Origin of the sequence: Campylobacter concisus (assembly GCF_001298465.1) — a bacterium.
GTDB classification, from domain to species: Bacteria; Campylobacterota; Campylobacteria; order Campylobacterales; family Campylobacteraceae; genus Campylobacter_A; species Campylobacter_A concisus.
This window is the reverse complement of record NZ_CP012541.1, coordinates 1,254,570-1,280,249: the sequence shown is the minus strand read 5'-3', so window position 1 is coordinate 1,280,249 and position 25,680 is coordinate 1,254,570. Positions and strand designations below refer to the sequence as shown.

Here is a 25,680-nt window from a genome sequence, read left to right as displayed (position 1 = left end):
GCCTCCGTAAATTTATTTTATCTCGCCCTTATAGCCGGTTGCATCGACCGCCTTTAAAAGCTCTTTTTCATCGACCTTATCATCTGCTATAACGACAGCTTTTCGCTCTTTTAGCGATACATCTGCCTTTTTTACGCCATCAACGCTAAGAGCAGCCTTTCTAACAATCGCCGTGCAAAGCGGACAGTGCATGCTAGGTACTGAAATTTCTATCTTTTTATCAGCGTAGCTTGCAGCTACTAAAAGGGCTAAAACTAAAATTTTACGCATAAATTTCTCCTAAAAGCTCTGGGTATGTAAGGAGTAAAAGCAAAATCACTCCAAAAAGTATATATATAAGTATCCATTTTTTCTTTTTATAGCTTAAGTTGCAGCTTTTTGGCTTGTAAAATAGACTAATCCCTGAAATCACAAAGCAAATGACGGCTATAACGCTTAAAGGGACGCGGTACTCGTATAAATTTTGTGTCCAAGATAAAAATGAAAAAGATGTGCCAAAAAGCAAGAAAAGAAGTGCCGGCAAGCAGCACAAGGTAGCGCCGATAGCACTACCTATGGATGTTAGTATCAGCCAAAAGGCTCTCATTTTAGCTCGGTTGAGACGTAGTCGTAGCTAAATTCTTTTGGCGAATAATAATTTTGTGTGTTGCCATCAATTTCAGCGTATGGATAGCCAAAGTTATTTAGCGGAGTTTGCTCTGGAGTTGGCTTTAAGATAAAGTCACGTCCGTAGTTAAAGCCTATCCAGCACATCTCCCAGTTGCCAAAGCAATAATCCCTAACAGCTACGATCTTAGCGTCATCGTTTGTTAATTTCTCGCCAAGTCTTACCTTTGTAACGTCTGCTGGATCAACTGGTATCCAACCATATCCTTTTAAGTAAAACTCAGCCCTGCAGTGCTGTCCGCCTGAAATTTTAGCTACGCCATCTTTTGCGCTACCCATCTGATCTGAAAATCTAGACTGACCAACTCTAATTCCAAAAATTTCTCTAGCTGGGATACCAACTGATCTGCAAAGTCCCACAAAAACAGAGTTTATGTCGGTGCATTTGCCCACTAGTTTTCCGCTTTCTAGTATTGCTCTAACGTCGCCTGTGCCACATCCTAGGATACTGTTATCGCGCTGCATAGTGTTTGCAACCCATGTGTAGATCGCTTTTGCACGTTCCAAGTCACCTTTTAAGTTTCCAACTATATCTAGTGCCTTTGCTCTTACGACTCCGTCAGTTGGGATGTGTGAGGTTGGTTTTAAAAACTCTAAAACTGCAGGGTCGACCTTCTCATTTGGATCGTAATTTACCTTGCTAAAGTCAGTATTTCTCTCTGTTGTTTGGATTTTAAACTGCACATTTAGAATAGGTCTTGGCTCATTTTCTTCAAAATCAGCATACATCGTTGGTACAAGAGTATCTGAAATATAAACATTTTTAGCGGTTGTGTTTATGACGTAGTCTTTGGTTAGTTGCTGATAAGTGGTGCTTAGTGGAAGTGGCAACCAAATTCTTGAGCTCTTGCCTTTTTCAAGCAGCTGGTGTTTAAAATTTACATCAAAATTTCTGATTACTGGGCTTGCTGGCTCATCGCTAGCTAAACTAACATTTGGAAGCAGACTAGCTGCACCTAAAAGACCGCCGAATTTAAAAAAATCTCTTCTTTGCATGAGATGCCTTTTGTTTAATATTAGCCAAACTTGGCTCTAAAACTGCCTGCTATTCTAGCATAAAAATTTTATTTATGATAAAATCCGCCATATGAAAAAGATTATATTTTTAGGCTTTATAGCGTTATTTTGCAACGGTTGTCTTTACATGAATGAGCGCGGAGTTTCGACTCAATATTATAATGACTGTAAAGAGTATTATGACGCGACTGGCACCTACCAAAAAGAGTGCCCACACAACATCGTCGACTGGAAATAGCGTGAATCTTAGTAAATTTAATGAGCAGCAAAAGCAAATTTTTAATAGGATAGAAAATTTATCAAATTTTGACTGCGAGCTTGAGCTAAAAGATAGTGTAAATGTGAAATTTAAGAATTTGCATCAAGCTGGAAAAGATGAAATTTATGATCTGGCCCTTAGCCTAAAGCCTTGGCGAAAAGGGCCATTTGGGCTTGATGATATATATATAGATAGCGAGTGGCAAAGTTTTGTTAAATTTAATATCTTAGCTCCTCATCTAAATTTAGCTAGCAAGTGCGTGGCTGATGTTGGTTGCAATAATGGGTATTATATGTTTAAGATGCTTGAGTACGGTCCAAAAAGCATAACTGGCTTTGATCCTAGCGTGCATACATATTTGCAGTTTGCTTTTTTAAATAAATTTATCCGCTCAAATATCGCTTACGAGCTTCTTGGGGTAGAGAGCTTGCCAGAGTTTGGAGCAAAATTTGACACCATTTTTTGCCTTGGCGTGATATATCATAGAAGCGATCCTATAAAAATGCTAAAAGAGCTAAAAACTGCGCTAAATCCTGGCGGTGAGCTATTTTTAGATACTATGTATATAGATATGGATGGTGACTTTGTGCTAAGCCCAAAAGATAGATACTCAAAAATTCCAAATATCTACTTTGTGCCAACACTCTCAGTACTTCAAAATTGGTGCGAGAGAGCTAAATTTAGGGATTTTACCTTACTTGAAACAAAGGCGACTGATCTAAATGAGCAGCGAAAAACGCAGTGGATAGACGGCGAGAGTCTTGGAAATTTCTTAGATCCAGACGATAATACAAAGACCATCGAGGGCTACCCAGCACCAAAAAGAGCATATGTTAGAGTTAAAATTTAAGGATAAAAATGGCAGAAGAAAATATTTATGATGTAAAAGATGAATCGCAAATAATCTTACCAGAAGATGAAAATCCACTAAGAAATGAGATCAAAACCGCTCCACTTACAAAGCTAAATTTTAGTGGAACGGCATTTTTGCTTGAAAAAAATCACGCAAAGACTAGATTTTTTACTACAGATGATATGGTGTGCGATACTGAGGGGCTTATTCATAGCGGATTTATTTTTATGGGTGCAAATCATGCCGCGCTTTTAGCTATTAATGAAGAATTTTGCGTTAGTATCGGGGCTAGGATAAATTTCTTTGGGCCACTAAAGCTTGGTGACGTGGTGGAATTTGACGCGCAAGCAAGATTTGAAGAGAGCAGAAAAAGAGAAGTGAAAGTACTTGGATATGTTAAAGATATAAAAATTTTTGAAGGAATATTTCAACTTGTCACACTTGAAGAGCATATCTTCTTGGCTCAACAAAAAAATATCCAAAAAGAAGCTGCTATAAGGCAGAAAAAAGAACGAGAAGAAGCTAAAGATAATAGCTAAAAGTAAGTAAAAATTTTTGATTTTCTTGCAATTACTCCCAAATAAAGCGAAATTTTAAAAAGACAATCTTTATCTCATTATCCTATTTTGGTAAATAATTGGTAACATTTTTTAAATTTTTAAGGAAAATTAAGCAATAAAATTAATTTTCTATGATAATATCCTTTCAAAACTTTTTATCAAAAGGAGATTTAGATGAAACTTACAAAAGTTAGCTTAGCTGCTTTGGTTGCTTTAGGTGCATTTTCAAGCGTTGCAAGTGCAACTCCACTTGAAGAAGCTATAAAAAATGTAGATCTTTCAGGATTCGCAAGATATCGTTATACAAATGATAACCGTGATAGAAAAGCTGATACAAAAGCTGCTACAAACGATACAGCTAGTCATGCATTTAGAATGCAAACATCATTTAAAGCTGCAATTGATGATAACTTCTTTGGCGTTTTAACACTAAGATATGCTGCTACAGATGGTTCTGGTGACAACAATGAAAAAAGAGACGCCAATGGAGGAATAATTGATGGTACAGATAAAACAAATACAACAAATTCTTTTGGTGTATATGAGATGTATCTAGGATACAAAGTATCTAACACTACTATTACAGCTGGTAAACAACTTATCAAAACTTTCTATGATGATGGTGATATAGCAGCTACTGGTCTAAAAGCGGTAAGTACAGATGTGTCTGGTCTTACTTTAACAGCTGCTGCTTATGATGCCATAGAAAACAATAGTAACGAAGTAGATGGACCTTTCCTAAAAGAAGTAACGGATGGTACAAAATTCCATGACGCTCCTGCTAATCTTTATTATTTAGGTGCAGTTGGTAGCTACGACCCAGTATCATTTAAGGCTGCAATTGCTAACCTACAAGAAATTGCTACACTTTATGGTGCTGAGGCAGCATTTAGTTTTAATGTAACCGACGATATAAACCTAAACCTAAAAGGTCAATATGTTTATAGCGATTCAGATCACAAAAAAGTAGCTGATGCTGATTTTTGGGCTGTTCAAGCTGGAACAAAACTATTTGGTGCCAAATTTAATGCTGGCTACTTAGAATTTGACGCTAAAAATAAAGATAATGATGCTAGAAATAGTGGTAAAATCGCATTTACATCAATTGATGCAAATGGTCAGCTAATCAACCCAACTAAAATATTAAATGGTGTAATGTCTGGTGGATCACAATACTACAATAATATCAAAGGTGACAACGATTACTGGTTTGTTAATGCTGGATATGATATAGATAAATTTGGTTTTGGTGCTGGTTATACTCAAGGTAAAGGCACAAGCTATGCTCTTGATAAAGAGAGAGCAAAAAGAAATGAGTGGTATACACAAGCTAGCTACAAATATAGCAAAAAACTTAATTTCCTAACTTGGTATGCAGCTGCTAAAGATAAAAAAGATAGCGAAAGCTTTAAACAAAATCGTATAAGATTTGAAGCAAAATATAGCTTCTAAAACCTTTATCCGAGCGAGCTTTCGCTCGGATTTTTTAAAATTTAAATAGACCCCATACAAAATTTATCTATCTTTTTTGATTGACTCTTAGTTTTATAAAAAATATAAATTTTTAATAGTGATTAAGTGTATTCTAGAAGCTTGAAATTTGAAATTAATACCACCGAAATTTTTAGCTATTTTTTACTATATCTATCCAATAATCAATATTATTTTGCTCGACCTTTAGTGTACTACTTTCTCCGTGCCCTGGATAAAGCGTGAAGTTACCTTTTAAATTTTTACATTTTCCTAGACTTTTTAACATTTCATTTTTATCTGAAAAAGGAAAATCCCAGCGTCCTATGCTTCCTTTAAATAAAAAATCTCCACTAAACATCGTGTCATCTATCTCTATCATCGAGCAGCCTGGTGTATGTCCTGGAAAATGATGAAATTTGATGAAAAAATCATCAATGTTAAAATTTTCATCATCTTCAACCAAAACATCTGGAGTAAAAGTACTTTTCATATAACCAAAAATATCACTCTCACACATGAAAGCATCAAATTTATTAATATAAACTGGAATTTCTAGCTCATCTTTTAATTTACCAGCATCAAAAATATGATCAAAATGCCCATGAGTACAAAGGATAGCTTTTAAATTTTTAGCATTTTGCAAAACCCATTCTTTTGCCCCGTCTCCCGGATCTATCACTAAAGATGAATCATTTTTTGTAACTATGTAACAATTAGTGCCAAAATCTCCAAAACTTTTGTGTATTACTCTCATTTTTTACCTTAAATTTATTATTTCTTAAAATTTTACATCTTTTTACTTAAACTTAAAGAAAAATTTTAAATTCACTTAGTATAATTTTTGCAAAAGGAAGCAAATCTAGGCAAAGGAAGAATGAAGGAGTATCAAAAAATCGAAGAAACTTTAGTTTTTAGCTTAAGAGATAAAACTAAAGATAAAAATTTGTTGTTGGGTGTTAGTGGAGGTATTGATTCTGCTGTGGTAGCGACTTTGTGTGCAAGAGCAAAACCAAATGAAACTCATGCACTCATCATGCCAACAGCATCATCAAACAGACAAAACATGGACGATGCCTTAAATTTATGCGAAAAACTAAACATAAAATATAAGGTTTTATCCATAGATGGCATTTTAAATGCCTTTTATGAAACGATAGATGTAAATTTAAGCAATTTAAGAAAAGGGAATTTAGCAGCTAGAGTTAGAATGAGCTTGCTTTATGATTATTCATCTAGTATAAACGCTCTAGTTATCGGAACAAGCAACAAAAGTGAGCTTATGCTCGGATACGGTACGATATTTGGGGATTTAGCATGTGCGATAAATCCTATCGGAGAGCTTTACAAAAGTGAAATTTTTGAATTTGCAAAACATCTTGGGGTTGATAAAAATTTTATCAACAAAGCACCTTCGGCTGATTTGTGGGATGGACAAAGTGACGAAGGCGACATAGGTTACAGTTATGCTGTTATTGATGAGATTTTAGAAAATTTAGAAAATAACAAGGAGCAAGTCATCAAAAAGTTCGGATTAAAAGCAGTATCGGATATAGAAAATAGAGTTGTTTCAAACAGGTTTAAACGACAAATGCCGTTGATAGTGAAAATTTAAAGGATTAAAGATGAGAGAGATTCCGTTTTATAGACCAACTATCACTGAGCGTGAAAGTGAGCTTATTGAAGAGGCTTTGCACTCTGAAAATACTACTAATATCGTTGCTAGATTTGAAGAAAAGTTAAAAGAGTATTTTGGTGCAAAATTTGTAGTTACCACAAATAATATCGCAGCCGCACATCACTTGGCGCTAAGCGCGCTTGACACTAAACGCGGAGATAAGGTCATTTGCTCCATAAATGCCTTTCCTAGCATTGCACAAGCTGTTAGACATTTTGATGCTGAACCTATTTTTGTGGATGTTGATGAAGAAGATTTTAACATCTGCCCAGATGCCCTTGAGAAAGTACTAAAAGAGCAAAATCATAAAAAATTAAAATGTGCTTTTATCTCTCATATCGCAGGTCAAAGTGCCAGGATGGACGAAATAACAGCGATTTGTGAGAAATATAGTGTAAAAATTTTAGATGATGCAAACCGTGGTATGGGACTAACATACAATGGCAAAAAAGTTGGCTCAGACTCCTTTTTATCGTGCTTTCAAACACACTCTCGTGTGCAAAACCCTATATCAACGGTTGGATTTTTTACGACAAATGATGAGGAAATTTATAAAAGAGCAAAACTACTTCGCAACTATGCCCTTGTAAATGGCATTGATAAATTCGGTAGCTTGAGTTATATTTATGATGTCGTAGATATTGGCTTAAAGTATGATATAAACTCGATAAATGCAGCATTTTCTATTGCGCAGCTAGAAAGAACAGATAAGCTCATACGAAGAAGACAAGAGATCGCAAAAATTTATGATAAAGAGCTTGGCGAGTGCCACAATATAACAATCCCTGTTAAAAAACGTGAGCACATTTACACTCAGTATATTATTAAGATAAATAAAAATCGTGACGGCTTTGCTAGAGAGCTTTTGGAACACGGCATTCACACATCATTGCACTACATACCGATACATTTACTAAGCTATTACAAAAACAAATACTCGCTTAAAGTAAATGATTTTCCAAATGCTTTAAAAAATTATCAGCAAGTGTTGTCACTGCCTATTTATCATAGTTTGAGTGACGAAGAGGTGCAATACATCTGCAATAAAGTAAAAGAAATTTCTAAAACTCGTGTTTAAGAAATTAAATATTTTCTTGCATGCTTGGGCGAACGATTACTTCTTTCGCCCAAATTTATTTCAAATTTTACTAGCATTTTTACTTTTGCCATTAAGTTTTATCTATTTTCTTATTGTTATTTTTAAGAAATTTACTGCTAGAAAAATAGACTTTGGCATAAAGGTAATAAGCGTTGGAAATTTGACCCTTGGAGGAAGCGGGAAGACTCCACTTTGCGTGGCAATTGCTAAAAATTACGAGGGCGCTTTTATCATTCTTAGAGGCTATAAAAGAAAAAGCAAAGGCATGCAAGTTGTCGCTCGAAATGGCGGAATTTTACTTGACGTAGCAGCAAGTGGCGATGAAGCGATGATATATGCTACAAGCCTTAAAAACGCAAATGTAATAGTAAGCGAAAATAGGAAAGTAGCCATAAAGTACGCCAAAACCCATGGCGCAAAGTATATTTTGCTAGATGATGGGTTTTCTAAATTTGACATAGCTAAATTTGACATATTAGTGCGTCCAAATCCTGAGCCAAGGCTAAAATTTTGCCTACCAAGTGGGGCTTATAGATATCCATTTAGCTTTTATAAATTTGCTGATTTTGTGGCGATTGAAGGGCAAACTCACTTTAGAAAGAGTGAAATTTTAAATAAAAGTGAAAAAATGGTGCTAGTTACCGCTATAGCAAACCCAGCCCGCCTTGAAGCATTTTTTAGCGAGTGCGTGGGACAGGTATTTTTCCCTGATCACTACGACTTTTCAAAAGAAGAGCTAAGTGAAATTTTGCAAAGTTACGCTGCCACCTCGCTTTTGATGACGCAAAAGGACTATGTAAAGGCAAAGGACTTTGGTTTGCCAATTTCGCTTATCACGCTTGAAGTTACGCTAAGCGAGGAGTTTAAAAAGGTTTTGGCGCAGCAAATTTAAGCCCATTTTGTTATAATGAGCCACTTCTTAAAAGGAAATTTTGATCAAAATGAGAATTTTAATCACCTCAGTCGCAAAGAAAAAAGAGGCAAAAAAACTAAGCAAAAAGCTAGTGAAAAATGGACTTGCGGCTTGTGTGAGTAGTTTTAGCGTAAAAAGTCTTTATCTTTGGCAAGAGAAGCTTTGCGATGAAAAAGAGCAAATTTTACTCATAAAAACGGACGTGAAATTTAAAAAGGTGGCTAATTTTATAAGAAAGCACCACAGCTACGAAACCCCAGAAATTTTGGCACTTAAGCCAAAAGAGATCTTTAAAAAATATGAAAATTGGATACAAAAATCAACCAAAAAAGGCAAAAAATGAGACTAACACCGACAAGAAGCGTAAAAGATGAAAAGACAAAAAATGTAAATTTAAGCACAGCCATGCTTAGCCCAAGCTCCGCTCACGGCGGACTTTACGCACCAAATAAGCTTCCAAAAATAACAAAATCAAAGTGGCAAGAGCTCTCACAATTAAGCTACGAGAAGCTCGCACTTCACATCATCTCGCTATTTAAATTTGACGTGCCAGAGGCCTTTTTCAAAAAAGCGGTCAAAAGATACACAAGCTTTGATGATCCAAAGCACCCAGTAATTTTTAAAAAAATAGATAAAAATCTATATGTAAATGAGCTCTATCACGGCCCAACTAGGGCATTTAAGGATATGGCGCTTCAGCCTTTTGGTTCGCTGCTTAGCCAGTTGGCAAAGGAAAGAGGCGAAAAATACCTTATCATGTGCGCAACTAGCGGCGACACGGGCCCTGCGACACTTCAAACCTTTGCAAACGATGAAAATATCAAAGTTGTCTGCTTATATCCAGACGGCGGCACGAGCGAGGTGCAAAGGCTCCAGATGCAGACCATGCAGGGTGAAAATTTAAAGGTTTTTGGCATAAAAGGCGACTTTGACGACGCTCAAAGGGCACTAAAAACGCTACTTGCAAATGATAAATTTAAGGCTGAGCTTAAGAAAAAGCGCCTTAAGCTAAGCGCGGCAAACTCGGTAAATTTTGGCAGAATTCTCTTTCAGATCATCTACCACGCCTACGCCTACGCAAATTTACTAAAACAAAAGGCGCTTAAGGCAAACGAGAGCTTTGATATCATCGTGCCAAGTGGAAATTTTGGCAACGCACTTGGGGCGTATTACGCTAAAAAAATGGGCGCAAAGATCGGCAAGATCAAGATCGCTTCAAACGCAAACAACATCTTGACGCAGTTTTTCACTACCGGCGTTTACGACCTAAGAGATAAAAAGCTTGTTAAGACGATAAGCCCAGCCATGGACATTTTGATCAGCTCAAACGTTGAGCGCTTGCTATTTGATAAATTTGGTAGCATTAGAAGCAACGAGCTCATGCAAAGCCTAGCTAAAAATAAATTTTATAAACTTAGCAAGCAAGAGCTTGAAGCGCTAAAAGAGGATTTTGAGGCTAGCTGGTGCGATGACAAGGAGTGCGAGGCATATATCGCAAAGCTCGCAAAAGACGGCTACGCGATCGATCCGCATACGGCTACTTGCTTTAAAATGGTGGATGCTAGCCGATTAAGCGTCATCACATCGACTGCTCACTGGGTGAAATTTACGCCAAGTATGATAAAAGCGTGCCAGATCACAAATACAAAAGATGAAAAAGATGCGCTGGCAAAGACCGCTAAAATTTTAAATGACAGCGTGCCAAACTCGATAAACTCGCTATTTAGTGCGAAAATTTTACACAAAAACATCATAAAAGAGGACGAGATCGAAAAGTGCGTCCTAGAATGGATCGAGCGATGATAATCATCCCAGCCCGCCTTGCCTCAACAAGGTTTAGTAATAAAATTTTAAAAGAGATAAACGGCGTGCCGATGTTTGTGGCGACGGCTCTTAGAATAAGCGGCGTGGATGATGTGGCGGTTGCTGTTGATGAGCCAAGCGTGCTTGATATCGCCAAGGCTCACGGCATAAAAGCGGTGCTAACTAACAAAGATCATCAAAGTGGCACTGACAGGATAAACGAAGCGGCGCAAATTTTGGGGCTAAGCGAGAGTGAGATCATCATAAATGTTCAGGCTGATGAGCCATTTATCGAGCCTGAAAATATCGCTAAATTTAGGGCATTTTGCGAGCAAAATAAGGGGAAAGCATTTATGTTTTCTTGCTACAAAAAGATGGACGATGAGTTTGCGGATGATAAAAATTTAGTCAAAGTGGTGACTGATTTTGAGGGCTATGCACTTTATTTTTCAAGATCGAGGATACCATTTAACAGAAGCGAGTGCAAAAGCTACAAGGCGCACCTTGGCATCTACGGATACAGCGTAAAAAGCCTAAAAGAGTTTTGCGGCCTCTTACCTTCAAGCCTTGAAAATACCGAGAAGCTCGAGCAGCTGCGTGCCCTAGAAAATGGCAAAAAGATAGCGATGCTAGAGGTTGAAAGTCAAAGTATCGGTATCGACAGCGAAGAGGACTACCAAAGAGCGCTAGCTAAATTTGGCAAGAAATAATGTAAGTGAATTCTCTTTAATAAACATATAAATTAAAGAGGATTCTTCTTGCGTATTTTATAACTTTATTCTTAAATACCTTAATATAAAAATAATTTTTTTTGGTTTGAAGCGAAGTGTAGAGCTTCAAATTTAGGCTACTTTTCTATCTTCGTAAATTTTATTTTTTTTATCTTGTTTTTAACTACATGAAATTTTGAAGCTGCAGCCGAGCATAGATCCTTGTAGGTAACTAAAATTTTTGACTCTTTTTTAGTGCAAATGGCTGCAAAAACGCTTTCAAGGTCGATTCTCTCTTTTTGTGTTAAATTTTCCATCTATTTTCCTAGCAATTTTCTCATCTTATTGACAACAAATAATATTTCATCATCGTCAAGCTCACATAGCAGTTTGCAAACAGCAGCAGCAGCTTGCGGCTTTGAGTTACCAAGCCTCCAGTCCTGATATGTCCTCATCGGCACGCCAAGATCCTCTGCCATTTTTGCTTGTGAAATTTTTTTTCCGATATTTTTTGCCTCAACTGCATTGTGAAGCAAATTAAATATATCACTTGTTTCAATCATTGAAGAATTATACGTTATTTATCATTAAATATACCTAAAATATTATATAAATAATGTAAAATAGTATATAAATATCAAAATAAAGTATTAAATATACTAAAAATTATTTATAATATACGTTAAAAAGTATAAAAATCTTTTAAATTTTTGAATAAAATTAGAAATTTCGGATTTTTATGTTGAAGTTAAATTTCTTATTTTGTTTTAAATTTTATTTTTTTTACGCAAAGCTTATATTATAGGCATTAGAAAAGTTTAGTTATATAGGCTAAATATATATAAATAAATTTTTTTAACTTATATACTTGACATTGATAAACTAAAGTTGTATAATCCGCTTAGCAATTAAAAAGAAAGAGTGCTAAAAGTGAGTAAAACAAATAAACGCGATTTGATACTAAATTCTATCATTGAAGCCTATTTGCAGGACAATATGCCTATTGGCTCAAACGAGCTTGGCTCTCGCATGAGCGTGGCGATACCAGCATCGACGATACGTGTTTATTTCAAAAAGCTTTCAGATGAGGGCGAGATCACAAAGCTTCACATCAGTGGCGGTAGGATCCCAACTATCGCTGCGATGAGGAGATATTGGAGTGAAATTTTTACTGAAAACGACATAAATTTAGAGATAAATGATCCAGGAAGCTTAAAGATGCTCTGTGATGAATTTGAGCTTTATTGTATGATTTTTGGCACGATCGACAAGGAGTTGCTAGAAATTTTAAATTTAAATGATAGATATCTGGTTTTAAATTTTAGTGGCGATGAGATCGTCATCAAGTTTGATGCTAGGATGTATAAATTTTTAAACAACCTTATCGGAGTTAGTTTAGACAAGCTTGAGCTTATCTGCTCTCAAGTTGGCTTAAGCGAACTAAAAAACAAGATAAGAGAGCTTAAAAGGACTAAAATTTACTTCCAAGAAAATGAAATTTTAGCCTTTGATATGTTTAAGGATAGACGCTTTAAGACGGTTTTTGACCCAAGTTTTAGCTTGCAGATGGATGAAGAACTTACATTTTCTCCTATGTTTGATGAAAATTACATGGGGCTTAAATTTAAAGCAAACTACCTTGGTAGCGAGGCGCAGATGATCTGTGCTGGCAGTGTTTATACTGATTATGTGAAATTTATAAATCTAATAAAGGAGGCCGCGTGAGCGAAGAGGTAAAAGAGCAAAATCTACCTGAGGTCGAGCCAGTGCAAGAGGCAGCTAGCGATAGCGTAAATTTAGACGCACTTGGCGATATCTCAAAAGTTGAGAAGCTCGAAAAAGAGCTTGGCGAGATCACTGATAAATATTACAGAGCAAATGCTGAGTTTGAAAATATTAAAAAGCGTTATGAAAAAGAGAAAGCAGATGTTGCAAGCTATGCAAATGAGAAATTTGCAAGGGACTTGCTACCAGTCATCGATGCGCTCGAGATCGCTGCAAATTTTGACCCAGAGGATGATGAATTTGCTAAAAAGATCAAAGAGGGCATTTTGATAACGATAAATCAGTTTAAGAAATGTTTTGAAAAGCATGGCGTGAGCGAGATCGCAACTGATGTCGAGTTTGATCCAAATGTGCATAATGCCGTTTTAAGGGTCGATAGCGAGGAAAAGCAAAGCGGTCAGATCGTGCAAGCTTTGCAAAAAGGCTATATGATAAATGGTAGGGTTTTGCGCCCAGCCATGGTCAGTGTGGCAAACTAAATTTAAAAAATAAATCTAATAAAGGAAAAATATGTCAAAAGTTATAGGTATAGACTTAGGTACAACAAACTCTTGTGTGAGCGTTTTTGAGCGCGGCGAGAGCAAGGTTATCCCAAACAAAGAGGGTAAAAACACAACTCCATCTGTTGTTGCTTTTACAGACAAAGGTGAAATTTTAGTAGGTGATGTTGCAAAACGTCAAGCAGTTACAAACCCTGAAAAAACGATATATTCTATCAAACGTATCATGGGTTTGATGAGCAATGAAAAAAATGCTGAAGAGGCAAAGGCTCGCTTGCCATATCATGTTGTAGATAGAAACGGCGCTTGCGCGGTTGAGATCGCTGGCAAGGTCTATACTCCGCAAGAAATTTCAGCAAAAATTCTTATCAAACTAAAAGAAGATGCTGAAGCATATCTTGGTGAGAAGGTAACAGATGCGGTTATTACTGTGCCAGCTTACTTTAACGATAGCCAAAGAAAGGCTACAAAAGAAGCTGGAACGATCGCAGGTCTAAACGTGCTTCGTATCATCAACGAGCCAACAGCTGCGGCACTTGCTTATGGTCTTGATAAAAAAGAGGCTGAGAAAATTTTAGTTTATGACCTAGGTGGCGGTACATTCGACGTTACAGTGCTAGAAACTGGCGATAATATAGTTGAAGTTTTGGCAACTGGCGGTAATGCATTTTTAGGTGGTGATGACTTTGATAACAAGATCATCGACTGGTTGGTAAGTGAGTTTAAAAACGAAACTGGTATCGATCTAAAAGGCGATATCATGGCGCTTCAACGCTTAAAAGAAGCCGCTGAAAATGCTAAAAAAGAGCTAAGCTCGGCTCAAGAGACTGAGATAAATTTACCATTTATCACAGCTGACGCGACTGGTCCAAAACACCTTGTCAAAAAGCTAACTCGCGCTAAATTTGAAGGCATGATCGACTCACTTGTGGGTGAGACTATCACTAAGATAAATGAAGTCATCAAAGATGCAGGTCTAAGCAAGGGCGACATCAAAGAGGTCGTAATGGTCGGTGGTTCAACTCGTGTGCCACTTGTTCAAGAAGAGGTTAAAAAGGCATTTGGCAAAGAGCTAAATAAGAGCGTAAATCCAGATGAAGTCGTAGCTATCGGTGCTGCTATCCAAGGTGCGGTTATAAAAGGTGACGTTAAAGATGTGCTACTTCTTGACGTTACTCCACTTAGCCTTGGTATCGAGACACTTGGCGGCGTGATGACTAAGATCATAGAAAAAGGTACAACTATACCAACTAAGAAAAGCCAAGTCTTCTCGACTGCTGAAGATAACCAAAGTGCTGTTACTATCATGGTTTTACAAGGTGAGCGTGAGTTTGCAAGGGATAATAAATCACTTGGAAATTTCAATCTCGAGGGTATCCCAGCAGCTCCAAGAGGTGTGCCTCAAATAGAAGTTGAATTTGACATCGACGCAAACGGAATTTTGACCGTTTCAGCAAAAGATAAAGCAACTGGCAAAGCTCAAAACATCACTATCTCAGGATCAAGCGGTCTTAGCGAAGATGAGATAAATAGCATGGTAAAAGATGCTGAGCTTCACAAAGAAGAGGATAAAAAGCGTAAAGACGCAGTTGAAGCTAGAAACCAAGCAGACGCACTTGTTCATCAAACTGAAAAGAGCATGAGCGAGCTTGGCGAGAAAGTCCCAGCTGAAGATAGAAGCAAGATCGAAGCTGCGCTAAATGACCTAAAAGAGGTCTTAAAAGATGAAAACTCTTCAAAAGAGCAGATCGACGCAAAAGTAGAAGCTCTAAGCAAAGCTAGCCACAAACTAGCAGAAGCTATGTATAAAAAAGATGAAAACGCTGGCGCAAACGGCGGAAACAACAAAAAAGACGACGACGTTATAGACGCTGAAGTCGAGTAAAAATCCTAGAGCAGGGCACTTGCCTTGCTCTTTTCTAAATTTATCTTCATAAATTCTTAAAATTGATTCAAAATAAGTAATTTAAATAGTTAAAATTTATATAATGCCAAACAAAAAGGCGAAAAAATGTACTTATTTTTTTTGATTACTCATTTAATTTGTGCCATTGTATTTATAGGATACGTATTTTTCGATGTTTGCATATATCCGTTTGCTAAAAAAACGGTTGATACTAAAACCCTTGAAATAGTTAAAAAAGCCTACACAAAAGGCAGCGCAAAGGTTTTTGGCACGGCATTTTTATTGCTTTTAATAAGTGGCGCTTATATGGCAAAAGACTATTTTGGAGGTGAGCTTGGCTGGTGGCAAAGCAACTTTCAAAAACTACTGCTTGTAAAAATTTTTGTTTTACTTATAATGTGCCTTGTAACTTTTATATCTGTTTTTAATGTCGTTATTTTAAAAAAAACTGATCCATTTGGCAAATTTTCACATTTAATAGCTCTAGTGCTTTGCCTAATAATGGTCATTTTAGCAAAAGTAATGTGGTGGGCTTAAAAATTTAGCTAACAAATCTAAGCAAATCGCCAGCTAGAACTTAAAAATTCTTTAATCGATACTCTTTAACTTGTCTTTATTTAGCCCTTCTTCTATGCGTTTTATCTCTTCACTTCCATCTCTTACGACGTTTTTGTCAAATTCCAAGTAGTCATTTATCTTTTTTGGATATTCAACGTGACTTAGGATAAATTTAAAGACATTTAGCCTAGCTTCTTTTTTGTTATCACTTGAGACGATAACCCATGGTGAAATGCTATTGTGAGAGGCAAGAAGCATCGAATATTTAGCGATAGAGTATTGATCCCAAAGTTCTTGTGCTTTTTGATCAACGGGTGAAATTTTAAATTGCTTTAACGGATCATTTTGCCTCTCTTTGAAGCGTTTTTTCTGCTCATCTTTTGTGATTGAAAGATAAATTTTAAAGAAAATTATGCCGGAGTTTATGATCATCTCTTCAAATTTTGGCACTTCACGTAAAAATTCTTTATGCTCTTCTTGCGTGCAAAAGCCCATCACTGGCTCAACACCAGCTCTATTGTACCAGCTTCTATCAAAGATCACGATCTCTCCAGCACTTGGTAGATGAGTCACATATCTTTGAAAATACCACTGCGTTTTTTCGACATCACTTGGCTTAGCAAGCGCCACTATACGGCAACCCCTTGGATTTAGATGCTCAGTTAGGCGTTTTATCGTTCCTCCTTTACCGGCTGCGTCGCGCCCTTCCATTAGCATAAGTACTCTAAGACCTTTTTCTTTTACGTAATTTTGAAATTTTAAAAGTTCAATTTGAAGTAGTCTAAGCTCTTCCTCGTAGCCAAGTTTCTCACTTTTTTGGTGTTTTTTGTCTTTTGACATCTTTGCTCCTTTAAAATTTCACATATTTTCACAATTTTACAATAAAATAGAATAAATTTAGGAATTTAGACTAAAATCATCTTTTTTAATTTAACAAGGATTAGTATGTTTTTAAAATTTCTTTTTTCGCTTATTTTATTTGCAAGCTCGCTTTTTGCTGAGGTTTTAGATGTTAGCAAAGCCTTTGTCTTAACTCCAAGCATTGATAGTCAAAATGTTGAAGTGAAGTTTAACTTTGGTGAAAATATCTATCTTTATAAAGAGAGTTTTGAGATTAAACTAGCTGGCAAAAAGATAAATGAGCTATTAAATTTACCAAGTAGTGAAAATACGGGAGAATATGAAATTTATCCAAAAGATTTTTCGATTTTTATCCCATTAAATTTAGTAAAAGAAAATCTTTCAAATGGCAAAGCAATACTTGACATTAACTATCAAGGCTGTGCTAAAAACGGCATTTGTTACCGTCCACAAAGTAAAATTTATGAGATAACTGACCAAGCTGGAAAATTTAGCATCGCCACTTTTAAAAAAGAGCAAAAAAGCGATACCGACATTCTTGCTGAAGAATTTTCTAGCGAGCAAGATATCGCTAATAGGCTTGGAGATAAAAATTTCTTTATCTCGCTTCTTACTTTTTTTGGTTATGGTCTCTTGCTTTCACTAACACCTTGCGTCTTTCCGATGATACCGATACTTTCAAGCATAATCGTCTCAAAAGGTGCTAATTTAAATGCAAAAAAAGGCTTCTTATTATCATTCATTTATGTTGTCGCGATGAGCCTAGCTTACGCACTAGCTGGAGTGGCAGCTAGTCTACTTGGCTTTGGTATCGCAGGAGCTTTGCAAAATATCTATGTACTTGGCGCTTTTGCAGCCATTTTTGTCGTTTTAAGCTTTAGCATGTTTGGATTTTATGATATAAAATTGCCAGCAAAATTTGAAAATTTAATAAGTAAAAAATCGCAAAATAGCTCAGGCTATGTTGGAATTTTTATTATGGGTTTTGCCTCAGCTCTCATTGTGTCGCCTTGCGTTGCAGCACCACTAGCGGGCGCGCTTCTTTATATCGCTCAAAGTGGAAATATCTTTTATGGTGGCATTATGCTTTTTGTCATGGGGCTTGGCATGGGAGTGCCACTGCTTATTATTGGGCTAAGCTCTGGAAAGCTCTTGCCAAAACCTGGTAGTTGGATGGACGAGGTCAAAAAACTCTTTGGCTTTTTGATGCTCATCATGGCAGTTTGGATCCTTGCACGCGTGCTTGGAGCGTTTTTTGAGCTACTAGGTTACGGCATCATAGGCGTCTTTGCAGCCATTTACCTTGGGGCGTTTGAGGCAGCAAATAGCGGCTGGGCTAAATTTAAAAAAGCACTTTGCATGCTAGCTTTTATCTACTCTTTCATGCTAATAATTGGAGCATTTTTAGGCTCAAAAGACGCATTTTCGCCGCTTTCTGGACTAAATTTAGCAAAAAACGAGAGCGAGTTAAATTTCAAACAAGCTAGAAATTTAAACGAGCTAAATGAGATGATAAAAAGCTCAGGCAAGCCAGTACTTGTGGATTTTTACGCCGAGTGGTGCGCGAGCTGCAAAGAGATAGAGCATATCACTTTTAAGGACGCTGGCGTGAAAAATGCTTTGGCAAATTTTACGCTTATTCGCATCGACGTGACAAGTGGTGGGGCGCAAAATGATGAGATGTTAAGAAATTTTGAACTCATCGATCCGCCTGCACTTCTACTTTTTAAAAACGGCGAAGAGCAAAAATCACTTAGAACGATCGGCTTTATAAATGCTAAAAATTTCCTAGCAAAGCTTGAGAAAATCTAAATAGCCTTATCCTTGCTCTTACAAAGATCGTTTAATATGCACTCATGGCAGAGTGGTTTTTTAGCCTTGCAGGTGTAGCGCCCAAAAAGAACCATGCCTTGATGAAGCTTGCCAAGATCGGTTTTAAAGGCACGGCTTAGATCCTCTTCAGTCGCTTCTGGCGTCTTTGCACTGCTTAAACCAAGCCTGTGTGATACTCTAAAAACATGCGTATCAACAGCCATTACGTTTGCATTTGTCGCCTCTAAAAGCACGACGTGAGCGGTCTTTTGCCCAACTCCAGCAAGGGCTTTTAGCTTCTCTTCATCAAGCGGAATTTCTCCGTTATAAAGCTCAACCACGCTGTTTGCCATTTTGATCAAATTTATGGCTTTGTTGTTAAAAAAGCTGCATGAGTTTATCAAGAGCTTTAGACTGGCTAAATTTGCGCTAGCTAGCTCAAAAACGTCTTTATACGCCTCAAATAGGGCAGGCGTGATCAAATTTACCCTTTTGTCGGTGCACTGAGCTGAGAGCATGACACAAACAAGTAGCTCATATAAATTTCTAAATTTAAGCTCGCTTTTTGCGTCCTTAAACTCGTCCAAAAGTCTTCTTTTTATCTCTAAAATATCTTTTTTTGTTCTCATCTGGCTATTTTACCTAAAATTACAAGTTAAACGAAAAGTTACCGCATTATTTGATATAATCTTGCCCATAAAATCAATTTTTTAAAGGATTTATATGAAAAAATTTTTGTTTCCAGCAGTTTTAAGTTTAGCTGCAGCTGTCACTCTAAACGCAGCAGTAGTTGCAACAGTTGATGGCGATGCTATAAATGATAGCGATATCTCAGCACTTTTATCAGCAGCTATGCCAGGATTTGACGCTAGCAAGCTTCAACCAAATGAGAAAAAACGTATAATCGACGATCTAATCAACAGAAAACTTCTTTTAAAAGACGCAAAAGCGACAGGCATTGAAAAAGATGTTGATTACATCAAGGCTGTAAAAGCTGCACAAGAGGGCATCGCAGTTGAGCTTTATATGAGAAAACTATTTGACGGTATAAAAGTAAGCGATAGCGATTTAAGAGATTTTTATAACAAAAACAAAGCTAGCATGAACCAACCAGCTCAAGCAAGAGCAAGACATATCTTAGTTGAAGATGAAAAAACAGCAAATGACATCATAGCTCAACTTAAAAATTTAAAAGGCGAGGCTCTAACTAAGAAATTTGCAGAGCTAGCAAGCCAAAAATCAATCGACAAAGGCTCAGCAGCACACGGTGGCGAGCTTGGCTGGTTTGGTCAAAGCCAAATGGTAAAACCTTTTGCAGACGCAGCATTTTCAATGGCTAATGGCACAGTTTCAACTAAGCCAGTTAAAACTCAGTTTGGCTACCATGTTATCTTAAAAGAAGATGGCAAAGCTGCTGGTACTGTAAGCTTTGAGCAAGCAAAACCAGAGATCGAGCAAGCTGTAAAAATGGAGAAATTCCAAGCTGCTGTTAGACAAAAAAGTGAAGCTCTACGCCAAAAAGCAAAGATAGAATACAAATAAAATTTGGAGGATAAAATGGGCGTTTTAGATATCGTAAAACCTGGTGTTTTAAGCGGAGATGATGTAACAAAACTTTATGCTTATGCCAAAGAGCAAGGTTTTGCAATACCTGCTGTAAATGTCGTAGGCAGCGACTCAGTAAATGCTGTTTTAGAAGCAGCAAAGGTTGCTAACTCGCCTGTTATCGTTCAGTTTAGTAATGGCGGTGCAGGTTTTTACGCTGGTAAAGCCTGCGAAAACGCAGCCGTTCTTGGTGCGATCGCTGGAGCAAAGCATGTTCATCTACTAGCCAAGGCTTATGGCGTGCCAGTCATTTTACACACTGACCATGCCGCTAGAAAGCTTTTGCCTTGGATAGATGAGCTAGTAAAAGCAAGCCATGAGTATAAAAAAACTCACGGCGTGCCACTTTTTAGCTCTCACATGCTTGATCTTAGTGAAGAGAATATCAACGAAAATTTAAGCACATGTGAGAAGTACCTAAAAGAGCTTAGCGAGCTTGGTATCAGCCTAGAGATCGAGCTTGGCGTCACTGGTGGCGAAGAGGACGGCGTGGATAACACAAGTGTTGATAACGCACTTCTTTACACTCAGCCAGAGGACGTCGCACTTGCTTATGAAAGACTAAGTAAGATAAGCGATAAATTTAGCATCGCAGCCAGTTTTGGCAACGTTCATGGTGTCTATAAACCGGGCAATGTCGTGCTAAGACCAGAAATTCTTAAAAACTCACAAGCCTATGTCGCTAAGAAATTTAACACAAAAAGCGACAAGCCAGTAAATTTTGTATTTCATGGTGGTAGCGGTAGCGAGTTAAAAGATATCAAAAATGCTGTTAGCTACGGCGTTATCAAGATGAACATTGATACAGATACGCAGTGGGCTTTCTGGGACGGCGTGCGCGAGTACGAGGCTAAAAATAGAGCATACTTACAAGGTCAGATCGGAAACCCAGAGGGCGACGATAAACCAAATAAAAAATACTACGACCCAAGGAAATGGCTAAGAAGTGGTGAGGAGAGCATGGTTAAGCGTCTTCAGACTGCTTTTAGCGACTTAAACTGCCTAAATAGGAACTAATCCTATGCAAAATCAAAATGATTTTAGTGAGCTAAGCGTGCCAAAAGAGCGCCAAGCTCACTCTTTCTTTGTCTTTTTTAAAGTTATCTTTATCCCTTTAGCTATCTACATCTTGGCGATACTAGCGTATCTTGGCGTTATAAATTTTCAGATGAAGCTTCACACCATCGTGATGATGGGCGTTATACTCTTTGTGGCATTTATCTTTTCTCGCCATAGCGCCTTGGTAGCTTACTCAAATTTCTTAGCAAATACTAAAGACTACAAGATAAGGCTAAAAGAATTTATCATCGCTCACCTTTTTGAAATTTCAAGCATCAAAAAGGCAAATGCTAAATTTGAAGATTTTTTTGAGAGCTATACAAGAAATTTTAGAAATGACAACCTAGCTAACATCGGGCAAGCAGTCTTTCCTATGCTTGGAATTTTGGGCACATTTATCAGTATCGCTATCTCTATGCCAAGCTTTAGCTCAAGCACTGCAAACGAACTTGAAAAAGAGATCGCTATACTGCTAAACGGCGTAGCTACGGCGTTTTATGTATCGATATATGGCATATTTTTAGCGCTTTGGTGGATGTTTTTTGAAAAGATCGGCATTAGTAAATTTGAGAGATTTTACAGCGAGCAAAAAGAGCTAAGCCGTGAGTTTTTCTGGCAAGAAAATGAGCTAAATGCAAATTTCATGAAAGCAAGTGTAGGCTACTTTAAAGATAGTCACGACGCCTTTAAAATGGTGCTTGACGATAAATTTGTAAAAGAGCTAAGCGAACTGACAAATGAGAAATTTAACAGTCTAAAAGAGCTTTGCGAGGTTGAGAAAAATATCATCAATCAAAGCAAAGCCGAGCTTAGCACAAACCTTAAAATGCTAAATGAATCTGGGCTAAAACAAGATGAATTTGTAAAAATCCACTCTGATATGTTAAAGGCAGTAAGCGCGTTCTCTAACGCCTTTAAAGATATGGAGATTAAAATTTTAACCGAGCATGCAAAACTTGGCGAAATTTTTAGTAGAAATTTAAACGCCACAAAAGAGAGCCAGCTTAAATTTGAGCAGACTATCAAGGGCTTTGACAAGGTTTTAAGAGAATTTTCTTACTCACTCATGAAAGAGCAAAACGACGCACTAAAGGAATTTAGAGCCTCGCTCGTGGAGAGTGCGACGATATTTAAAGCCGCATATGAGCAAGAGGGCAGGAGCTTGGAGCGTGAAAAAGAGCGCGAGAGCCTCATAGCTGAGCTTAAGAAAAACATAGACGAGATCGATAAAGAAGCAAATTCTGTAATAGAAAAAATCGAAAATCTAGTGCAATGAAAATAAACAAAAATAACGAGGATCAATCGAGCTTTTGGGTTTCGTACGCGGACTTGATGGCGGGTCTACTCTTTGTTTTTATGCTGCTAATAGGCGCTGTCGTCGTAAAATACGTCCTAACTCAAAACACCCTTGAAAATAAAGAGCAAGCCATCATCGCAGCACTGGCAAATTTAAAAGACGCCCAGGGTAGAAATTTCACCCTTGAAGAGCTAAATGACGCCCTAAAAAGAGAGCTTTCAAAGATAAGCGACGAAAATATAAATTTGAAAAAATCAAATGAAATTTTTGTTATCCAAATAGACGCTCTAAAAGAAAAGCTAGCTCAGCTAATAAATGAAAACAAAGATGCAAATGCGAGTATAAAAGAGCTAAATGCCAGTATTTTTGATCTAAATCAAAAGATGATCGTGCTAAATGATGAAATTTCATCAAAAGATAGAGCGCTTAGCGACGCAAATGAAAGCAGCGAGAAAAATTTAGCTAAGATCGCCTTTTTGCTCGAGCAAGTGAGCCAAAGAGAGGCTAGATATGACGAGCTTTTAAGGGACTTAAACGTCACTCGTGACAGGATCAAAAACCTAACTGGAATAAGGGTAAAAGTGATCTCAGCCTTAAAAGATAGGCTAGGCTCAAGCATCGAGATCGATCCAAACTCAGGCGCGCTAAAGCTTAGCTCCTCAGTACTTTTTGATAAAGGCAGTGCGGTCTTAAAAGAAGAGGTCAAAGAGGAGCTAAAGGCTACGCTTAGTAAATATTTTGACGTGCTTTTAAATGATAAAGATATTGCATCAAACATTGATCAAATTATAATCGAAGGCTTTACGGACAGCGATGGAAGCTATATTTATAACTTAGAGCTTTCACAAAAAAGAGCTTACGCGGTGATGGAATTTATAAATTCATTTAGTGACGATACTCGACTTAGAAAGCTGCTTGTTGCAAGCGGACGAAGCTACAACGAGCTAATTTTTAAAGACGGAGCCGAGGACAAGGACGCTTCAAGGCGCATCGAGATCAAATTTTCACTCTCAAACAAAGAGGCTATCAACGAGATAGAGAAATTTTTGGAGTTTAAGGGTGATTGAGTGGATTGTTCTTAAGGGGCGAGAGTTTTGGCTTTTAAGAGATGATCTTCTAGGCGAGTTTAACGGTAACAAAGCAAGAAAACTAGAGTATTTTCTAAAGGCTGATCTTGGTGGCACTCAGGCCATCGTATCTCACGGCTCAAGTCAGTCAAATGCTATGTATAGCCTAAGTCTTTTTGCTAAGCTAAAGGGGCTTAAATTTTACTATGTCGTCTCTCATCTTAGTTCAAATTTAGAGCAAAATCCAGTTGGAAATTTCAAATTTGCACTTGAAAATGGTATGGAAATTTTTGTAGAAGAGGAACGTGAGAAATTTGCTAAAGAGCTGGCAATTAGCAAAAATGCACTTTTTATAAACGAGGGCGTAGCGCAGAGTGAAGCCGAGCTTGGCTTTATCACGCAGGCAAATGAGATAAATGAGTGGAGCAAAAAAAGTGGCATAAGGCCTGATATCTTTTTACCATCAGGCACAGGCACAAGTGCATGCTACTTAGCAAAGCACACCGATCTTAGAGTTTTTACCGCTCCTTGCGTGGGAGACAGCGACTATCTCAAAAAGCAAATTTATGAGTTAGATAAAAATAGCAAGGTACAAATTTTAAATCCCCCAAAGAAGTATCATTTTGGAAATTTATACAAAGAGCTTTATGAAATTTGGCTTGAAGTGTGCAAAAGTGGTGTGGAGTTTGAGCTTATCTACGACCCAGTGGGCTTTATGACGCTTTTTGCAAATTTAGATAAGCTTAGTAATGAAATTTTATATATCCACCAGGGCGGAATTTTAGGTAACATTACACAAAAGCAAAGATATGAGAGAAAACTAAAAATAAAGGATAATAGATGAAGTTTTTACACAGCAGCGACGCTGACTTTGAGAGTAAATTTTCGCAGCTTGTTAGACGAAGTGATAATGATATGAGCGCTGTAATGCCAGTGGTTGCGGGCATAATAGACGAGATAAGAAAAGATGGCGATAGTGCACTTTTTGCCCAGATAACAAAATTTGATAAATTTAGCGTCACAGGCAAAAACGACATAATAATCGACGTAAAAGAGATGGAAGCGGCCTATAACTCTCTAGATAACGCCCTAAGAGTAGCTTTAAATTTAGCTCACGATAGGATAAAAAGCTATCATGAGCGCACAAAGCCAAGTGACTGGACCTACAAAGATGAGCACGACATATTACTTGGGGCAAAATACACTCCGGTTGATCGTGCCGGCCTTTACATCCCTGGCGGTAAGGCAGCATATCCTAGCTCACTTCTTATGAACGCTGTGCCTGCTATCGTGGCTGGCGTAAAAGAGATTGTGGTTTGTACACCTGCACCAAATGGCAATGTAAATCCTTTGCTTCTTGCGGCAATGCATCTTTGTGGCATAAAGACAGCCTTTAAAGTAGGCGGTGCAAGTGCGATCGCAGCGATGGCATATGGAACCGAAACGGTGCCAAAAGTTGATGTCATCACAGGACCTGGCAATATCTACGTAGCGACTGCTAAAAAGCTAGTTTATGGCGACGTAAATATCGATATGATAGCTGGTCCAAGCGAGATAGGCGTGATCGCTGATGATAGCGCTGATCCTCGCCACATAGCGATCGATCTACTCTCACAAGCCGAGCACGACGAGATAGCAAGCGCCTTTTTGATAACACCGGTAGAGGCTTTTGCAAGAGCGGTGCAAAGACACATTGAAGATGAGCTAAAGACACTAAAACGTGAACCAATCGCAAGTGCAAGCATAAGAAATAAAGCTGCAATAATAGTGGCAAAAGATTTAAAAGAGTGTTTTGCTCTCATGAATGAGCTTGCTGTTGAGCACCTAGAGATCGCTACAAACGATGCTTTAAGTTATATTGATGATGTGACTCATGCGGGCGCTATATTTTTTGGACACTTTACGCCTGAAGCGATGGGGGATTATATCGCTGGACCAAATCACACATTGCCAACTGGAGGAAGTGCGAGATTTTATTCACCGCTTGGAGTTGAAAATTTCATGAAGCGAAGTTCGATCATTTCAGTAAGTAGAAAAGGTATCATGCATCTTGGCAAATCGTGCATGCAGCTAGCTGAAGCTGAGGGGCTAACCGCTCATAAAAAATCAGTCGCAGTGAGGCTAGAAGAGTAAAGAAAAATGGATTTTATAGAGATTTTGCAACTTTTTATAGAATTTATAGTAGAATCCATAGCGAATTAT

The 25,680-nt window shown here is 37.6% G+C and carries 29 protein-coding genes; 21 read left to right on the top strand and 8 right to left on the bottom strand.

Features of this window, described 5'->3' with window-relative positions:
• Positions 1–12: 12 nt before the first annotated feature.
• The 3 genes from CCON33237_RS06545 to CCON33237_RS06535 are packed head-to-tail and all read right to left on the bottom strand — an operon-like array spanning position 13 to position 1,662.
• Positions 13–270, bottom strand: coding sequence for a heavy-metal-associated domain-containing protein (locus tag CCON33237_RS06545; RefSeq protein WP_054196909.1), 258 nt, complete (start codon positions 268–270; stop codon positions 13–15).
• The gene (locus CCON33237_RS06540) at positions 263–586 is read right to left on the bottom strand and encodes a hypothetical protein (protein WP_054196908.1); all 324 of its coding nucleotides are present in this window, start codon (positions 584–586) and stop codon (positions 263–265) included. The genes CCON33237_RS06545 and CCON33237_RS06540 overlap by 8 nt, the downstream gene beginning before the upstream one ends.
• Positions 583–1,662, bottom strand: coding sequence for a transglutaminase-like domain-containing protein (locus tag CCON33237_RS06535; RefSeq protein ID WP_054196907.1), 1,080 nt, complete (start codon positions 1,660–1,662; stop codon positions 583–585). Before CCON33237_RS06535 ends, CCON33237_RS06540 begins: the two co-directional genes overlap by 4 nt.
• A gap of 91 nt (positions 1,663–1,753) precedes the next feature.
• Between CCON33237_RS06535 and CCON33237_RS09930 the strand changes: the two genes are divergently transcribed.
• The 4 genes from CCON33237_RS09930 (at position 1,754) to CCON33237_RS06520 (ending at position 4,807) form a co-directional block, all read left to right on the top strand.
• Positions 1,754–1,921 (top strand): hypothetical protein, encoded by a 168-nt coding sequence (locus CCON33237_RS09930; protein WP_002942642.1) that lies wholly within the window; start codon positions 1,754–1,756, stop codon positions 1,919–1,921.
• A gap of 1 nt (position 1,922) precedes the next feature.
• Positions 1,923–2,792, top strand: a complete 870-nt coding sequence (gene cmoB, locus CCON33237_RS06530; protein WP_054197418.1) for a tRNA 5-methoxyuridine(34)/uridine 5-oxyacetic acid(34) synthase CmoB — start codon at positions 1,923–1,925, stop codon at positions 2,790–2,792.
• Positions 2,793–2,800: 8 nt separating this feature from the next.
• A complete protein-coding gene (locus CCON33237_RS06525) occupies positions 2,801–3,334 on the top strand; it encodes a thioesterase (protein ID WP_054196906.1) in 534 nt (177 codons plus the stop codon).
• Between the two features lie 195 nt (positions 3,335–3,529).
• On the top strand, positions 3,530–4,807 hold the full coding sequence (locus CCON33237_RS06520) for a major outer membrane protein (RefSeq protein WP_054196905.1): 1,278 nt from the start codon (positions 3,530–3,532) through the stop codon (positions 4,805–4,807).
• Positions 4,808–4,979: 172 nt separating this feature from the next.
• Here CCON33237_RS06520 and CCON33237_RS06515 read toward each other — a convergent pair whose 3' ends face one another.
• Positions 4,980–5,582 carry an MBL fold metallo-hydrolase gene (locus CCON33237_RS06515; protein ID WP_054196904.1) on the bottom strand — a complete coding sequence of 201 codons (603 nt, stop codon included), beginning with the start codon at positions 5,580–5,582 and terminating at the stop codon, positions 4,980–4,982.
• Between the two features lie 120 nt (positions 5,583–5,702).
• Between CCON33237_RS06515 and CCON33237_RS06510 the strand changes: the two genes are divergently transcribed.
• The 6 genes from CCON33237_RS06510 to kdsB are packed head-to-tail and all read left to right on the top strand — an operon-like array spanning position 5,703 to position 11,028.
• Positions 5,703–6,440 carry an NAD+ synthase gene (locus tag CCON33237_RS06510; protein ID WP_054196903.1) on the top strand — a complete coding sequence of 246 codons (738 nt, stop codon included), beginning with the start codon at positions 5,703–5,705 and terminating at the stop codon, positions 6,438–6,440.
• A 10-nt stretch (positions 6,441–6,450) separates the two neighbouring features.
• The gene (locus CCON33237_RS06505) at positions 6,451–7,581 is read left to right on the top strand and encodes a DegT/DnrJ/EryC1/StrS family aminotransferase (RefSeq protein ID WP_054196902.1); all 1,131 of its coding nucleotides are present in this window, start codon (positions 6,451–6,453) and stop codon (positions 7,579–7,581) included.
• Positions 7,574–8,494, top strand: a complete 921-nt coding sequence (locus tag CCON33237_RS06500) for a tetraacyldisaccharide 4'-kinase (protein ID WP_054196901.1) — start codon at positions 7,574–7,576, stop codon at positions 8,492–8,494. The genes CCON33237_RS06505 and CCON33237_RS06500 overlap by 8 nt, the downstream gene beginning before the upstream one ends.
• A gap of 49 nt (positions 8,495–8,543) precedes the next feature.
• Positions 8,544–8,858, top strand: a complete 315-nt coding sequence (cutA, locus tag CCON33237_RS10130; protein WP_054197417.1) for a divalent-cation tolerance protein CutA — start codon at positions 8,544–8,546, stop codon at positions 8,856–8,858.
• Positions 8,855–10,318, top strand: coding sequence for a threonine synthase (thrC, locus tag CCON33237_RS06490; RefSeq protein ID WP_054196900.1), 1,464 nt, complete (start codon positions 8,855–8,857; stop codon positions 10,316–10,318). Before cutA ends, thrC begins: the two co-directional genes overlap by 4 nt.
• A complete protein-coding gene (gene kdsB, locus CCON33237_RS06485; RefSeq protein ID WP_054196899.1) occupies positions 10,315–11,028 on the top strand; it encodes a 3-deoxy-manno-octulosonate cytidylyltransferase in 714 nt (237 codons plus the stop codon). The genes thrC and kdsB overlap by 4 nt, the downstream gene beginning before the upstream one ends.
• Positions 11,029–11,165: 137 nt before the next feature.
• On the opposite strand, the gene CCON33237_RS06480 is transcribed toward kdsB, so the two are convergent.
• Both CCON33237_RS06480 and CCON33237_RS06475 read right to left on the bottom strand, forming a co-directional pair.
• Positions 11,166–11,345: a hypothetical protein gene (locus CCON33237_RS06480; protein WP_054196898.1), complete on the bottom strand. Its 180-nt coding sequence runs from the start codon at positions 11,343–11,345 to the stop codon at positions 11,166–11,168.
• Positions 11,346–11,591, bottom strand: coding sequence for a helix-turn-helix domain-containing protein (locus tag CCON33237_RS06475; RefSeq protein WP_009294123.1), 246 nt, complete (start codon positions 11,589–11,591; stop codon positions 11,346–11,348). It lies immediately after the preceding gene.
• 367 nt (positions 11,592–11,958) lie between these two features.
• Between CCON33237_RS06475 and CCON33237_RS06470 the strand changes: the two genes are divergently transcribed.
• The 4 genes from CCON33237_RS06470 to CCON33237_RS06455 all read left to right on the top strand — a co-directional run bounded on the left by CCON33237_RS06470 (position 11,959) and on the right by CCON33237_RS06455 (position 15,756).
• On the top strand, positions 11,959–12,753 hold the full coding sequence (locus CCON33237_RS06470) for an HrcA family transcriptional regulator (RefSeq protein WP_054197416.1): 795 nt from the start codon (positions 11,959–11,961) through the stop codon (positions 12,751–12,753).
• Positions 12,750–13,292 (top strand): nucleotide exchange factor GrpE, encoded by a 543-nt coding sequence (grpE, locus tag CCON33237_RS06465; protein ID WP_054196897.1) that lies wholly within the window; start codon positions 12,750–12,752, stop codon positions 13,290–13,292. Before CCON33237_RS06470 ends, grpE begins: the two co-directional genes overlap by 4 nt.
• A gap of 31 nt (positions 13,293–13,323) precedes the next feature.
• Positions 13,324–15,198, top strand: coding sequence for a molecular chaperone DnaK (gene dnaK / locus CCON33237_RS06460; protein ID WP_054196896.1), 1,875 nt, complete (start codon positions 13,324–13,326; stop codon positions 15,196–15,198).
• Between the two features lie 126 nt (positions 15,199–15,324).
• Positions 15,325–15,756 carry a trehalose-6-phosphate synthase gene (locus CCON33237_RS06455; RefSeq protein ID WP_054196895.1) on the top strand — a complete coding sequence of 144 codons (432 nt, stop codon included), beginning with the start codon at positions 15,325–15,327 and terminating at the stop codon, positions 15,754–15,756.
• A 51-nt stretch (positions 15,757–15,807) separates the two neighbouring features.
• On the opposite strand, the gene ppk2 is transcribed toward CCON33237_RS06455, so the two are convergent.
• The gene (ppk2, locus tag CCON33237_RS06450; RefSeq protein WP_021091543.1) at positions 15,808–16,617 is read right to left on the bottom strand and encodes a polyphosphate kinase 2; all 810 of its coding nucleotides are present in this window, start codon (positions 16,615–16,617) and stop codon (positions 15,808–15,810) included.
• 105 nt (positions 16,618–16,722) lie between these two features.
• Between ppk2 and dsbD the strand changes: the two genes are divergently transcribed.
• Complete coding sequence (dsbD, locus tag CCON33237_RS06445; RefSeq protein ID WP_054196894.1) at positions 16,723–18,450, top strand: protein-disulfide reductase DsbD; 1,728 nt, start codon at positions 16,723–16,725, stop codon at positions 18,448–18,450.
• Here dsbD and nth read toward each other — a convergent pair.
• Positions 18,447–19,079, bottom strand: coding sequence for an endonuclease III (nth, locus tag CCON33237_RS06440; protein ID WP_054196893.1), 633 nt, complete (start codon positions 19,077–19,079; stop codon positions 18,447–18,449). The genes dsbD and nth overlap by 4 nt on opposite strands.
• Before the next feature lie 94 nt (positions 19,080–19,173).
• On the opposite strand from nth, the gene CCON33237_RS06435 reads away from it, so the two are divergent.
• Genes CCON33237_RS06435 through hisD form a run of 6 tightly spaced genes read left to right on the top strand, consistent with a single transcriptional unit; the run spans position 19,174 to position 25,611 of the window.
• The gene (locus CCON33237_RS06435; protein ID WP_009294116.1) at positions 19,174–19,992 is read left to right on the top strand and encodes a peptidylprolyl isomerase; all 819 of its coding nucleotides are present in this window, start codon (positions 19,174–19,176) and stop codon (positions 19,990–19,992) included.
• 15 nt (positions 19,993–20,007) lie between these two features.
• Positions 20,008–21,072 carry a class II fructose-bisphosphate aldolase gene (fbaA, locus tag CCON33237_RS06430; protein WP_009294115.1) on the top strand — a complete coding sequence of 355 codons (1,065 nt, stop codon included), beginning with the start codon at positions 20,008–20,010 and terminating at the stop codon, positions 21,070–21,072.
• Positions 21,073–21,076: 4 nt separating this feature from the next.
• Positions 21,077–22,390, top strand: coding sequence for a MotA/TolQ/ExbB proton channel family protein (locus CCON33237_RS06425; protein WP_054196892.1), 1,314 nt, complete (start codon positions 21,077–21,079; stop codon positions 22,388–22,390).
• Positions 22,387–23,478 (top strand): OmpA family protein, encoded by a 1,092-nt coding sequence (locus CCON33237_RS06420; protein ID WP_054196891.1) that lies wholly within the window; start codon positions 22,387–22,389, stop codon positions 23,476–23,478. The genes CCON33237_RS06425 and CCON33237_RS06420 overlap by 4 nt, the downstream gene beginning before the upstream one ends.
• The gene (locus CCON33237_RS06415; RefSeq protein WP_054196890.1) at positions 23,471–24,322 is read left to right on the top strand and encodes a pyridoxal-phosphate dependent enzyme; all 852 of its coding nucleotides are present in this window, start codon (positions 23,471–23,473) and stop codon (positions 24,320–24,322) included. The genes CCON33237_RS06420 and CCON33237_RS06415 overlap by 8 nt, the downstream gene beginning before the upstream one ends.
• Complete coding sequence (gene hisD / locus CCON33237_RS06410; protein WP_054196889.1) at positions 24,319–25,611, top strand: histidinol dehydrogenase; 1,293 nt, start codon at positions 24,319–24,321, stop codon at positions 25,609–25,611. The genes CCON33237_RS06415 and hisD overlap by 4 nt, the downstream gene beginning before the upstream one ends.
• Positions 25,612–25,680: the final 69 nt, after the last annotated feature.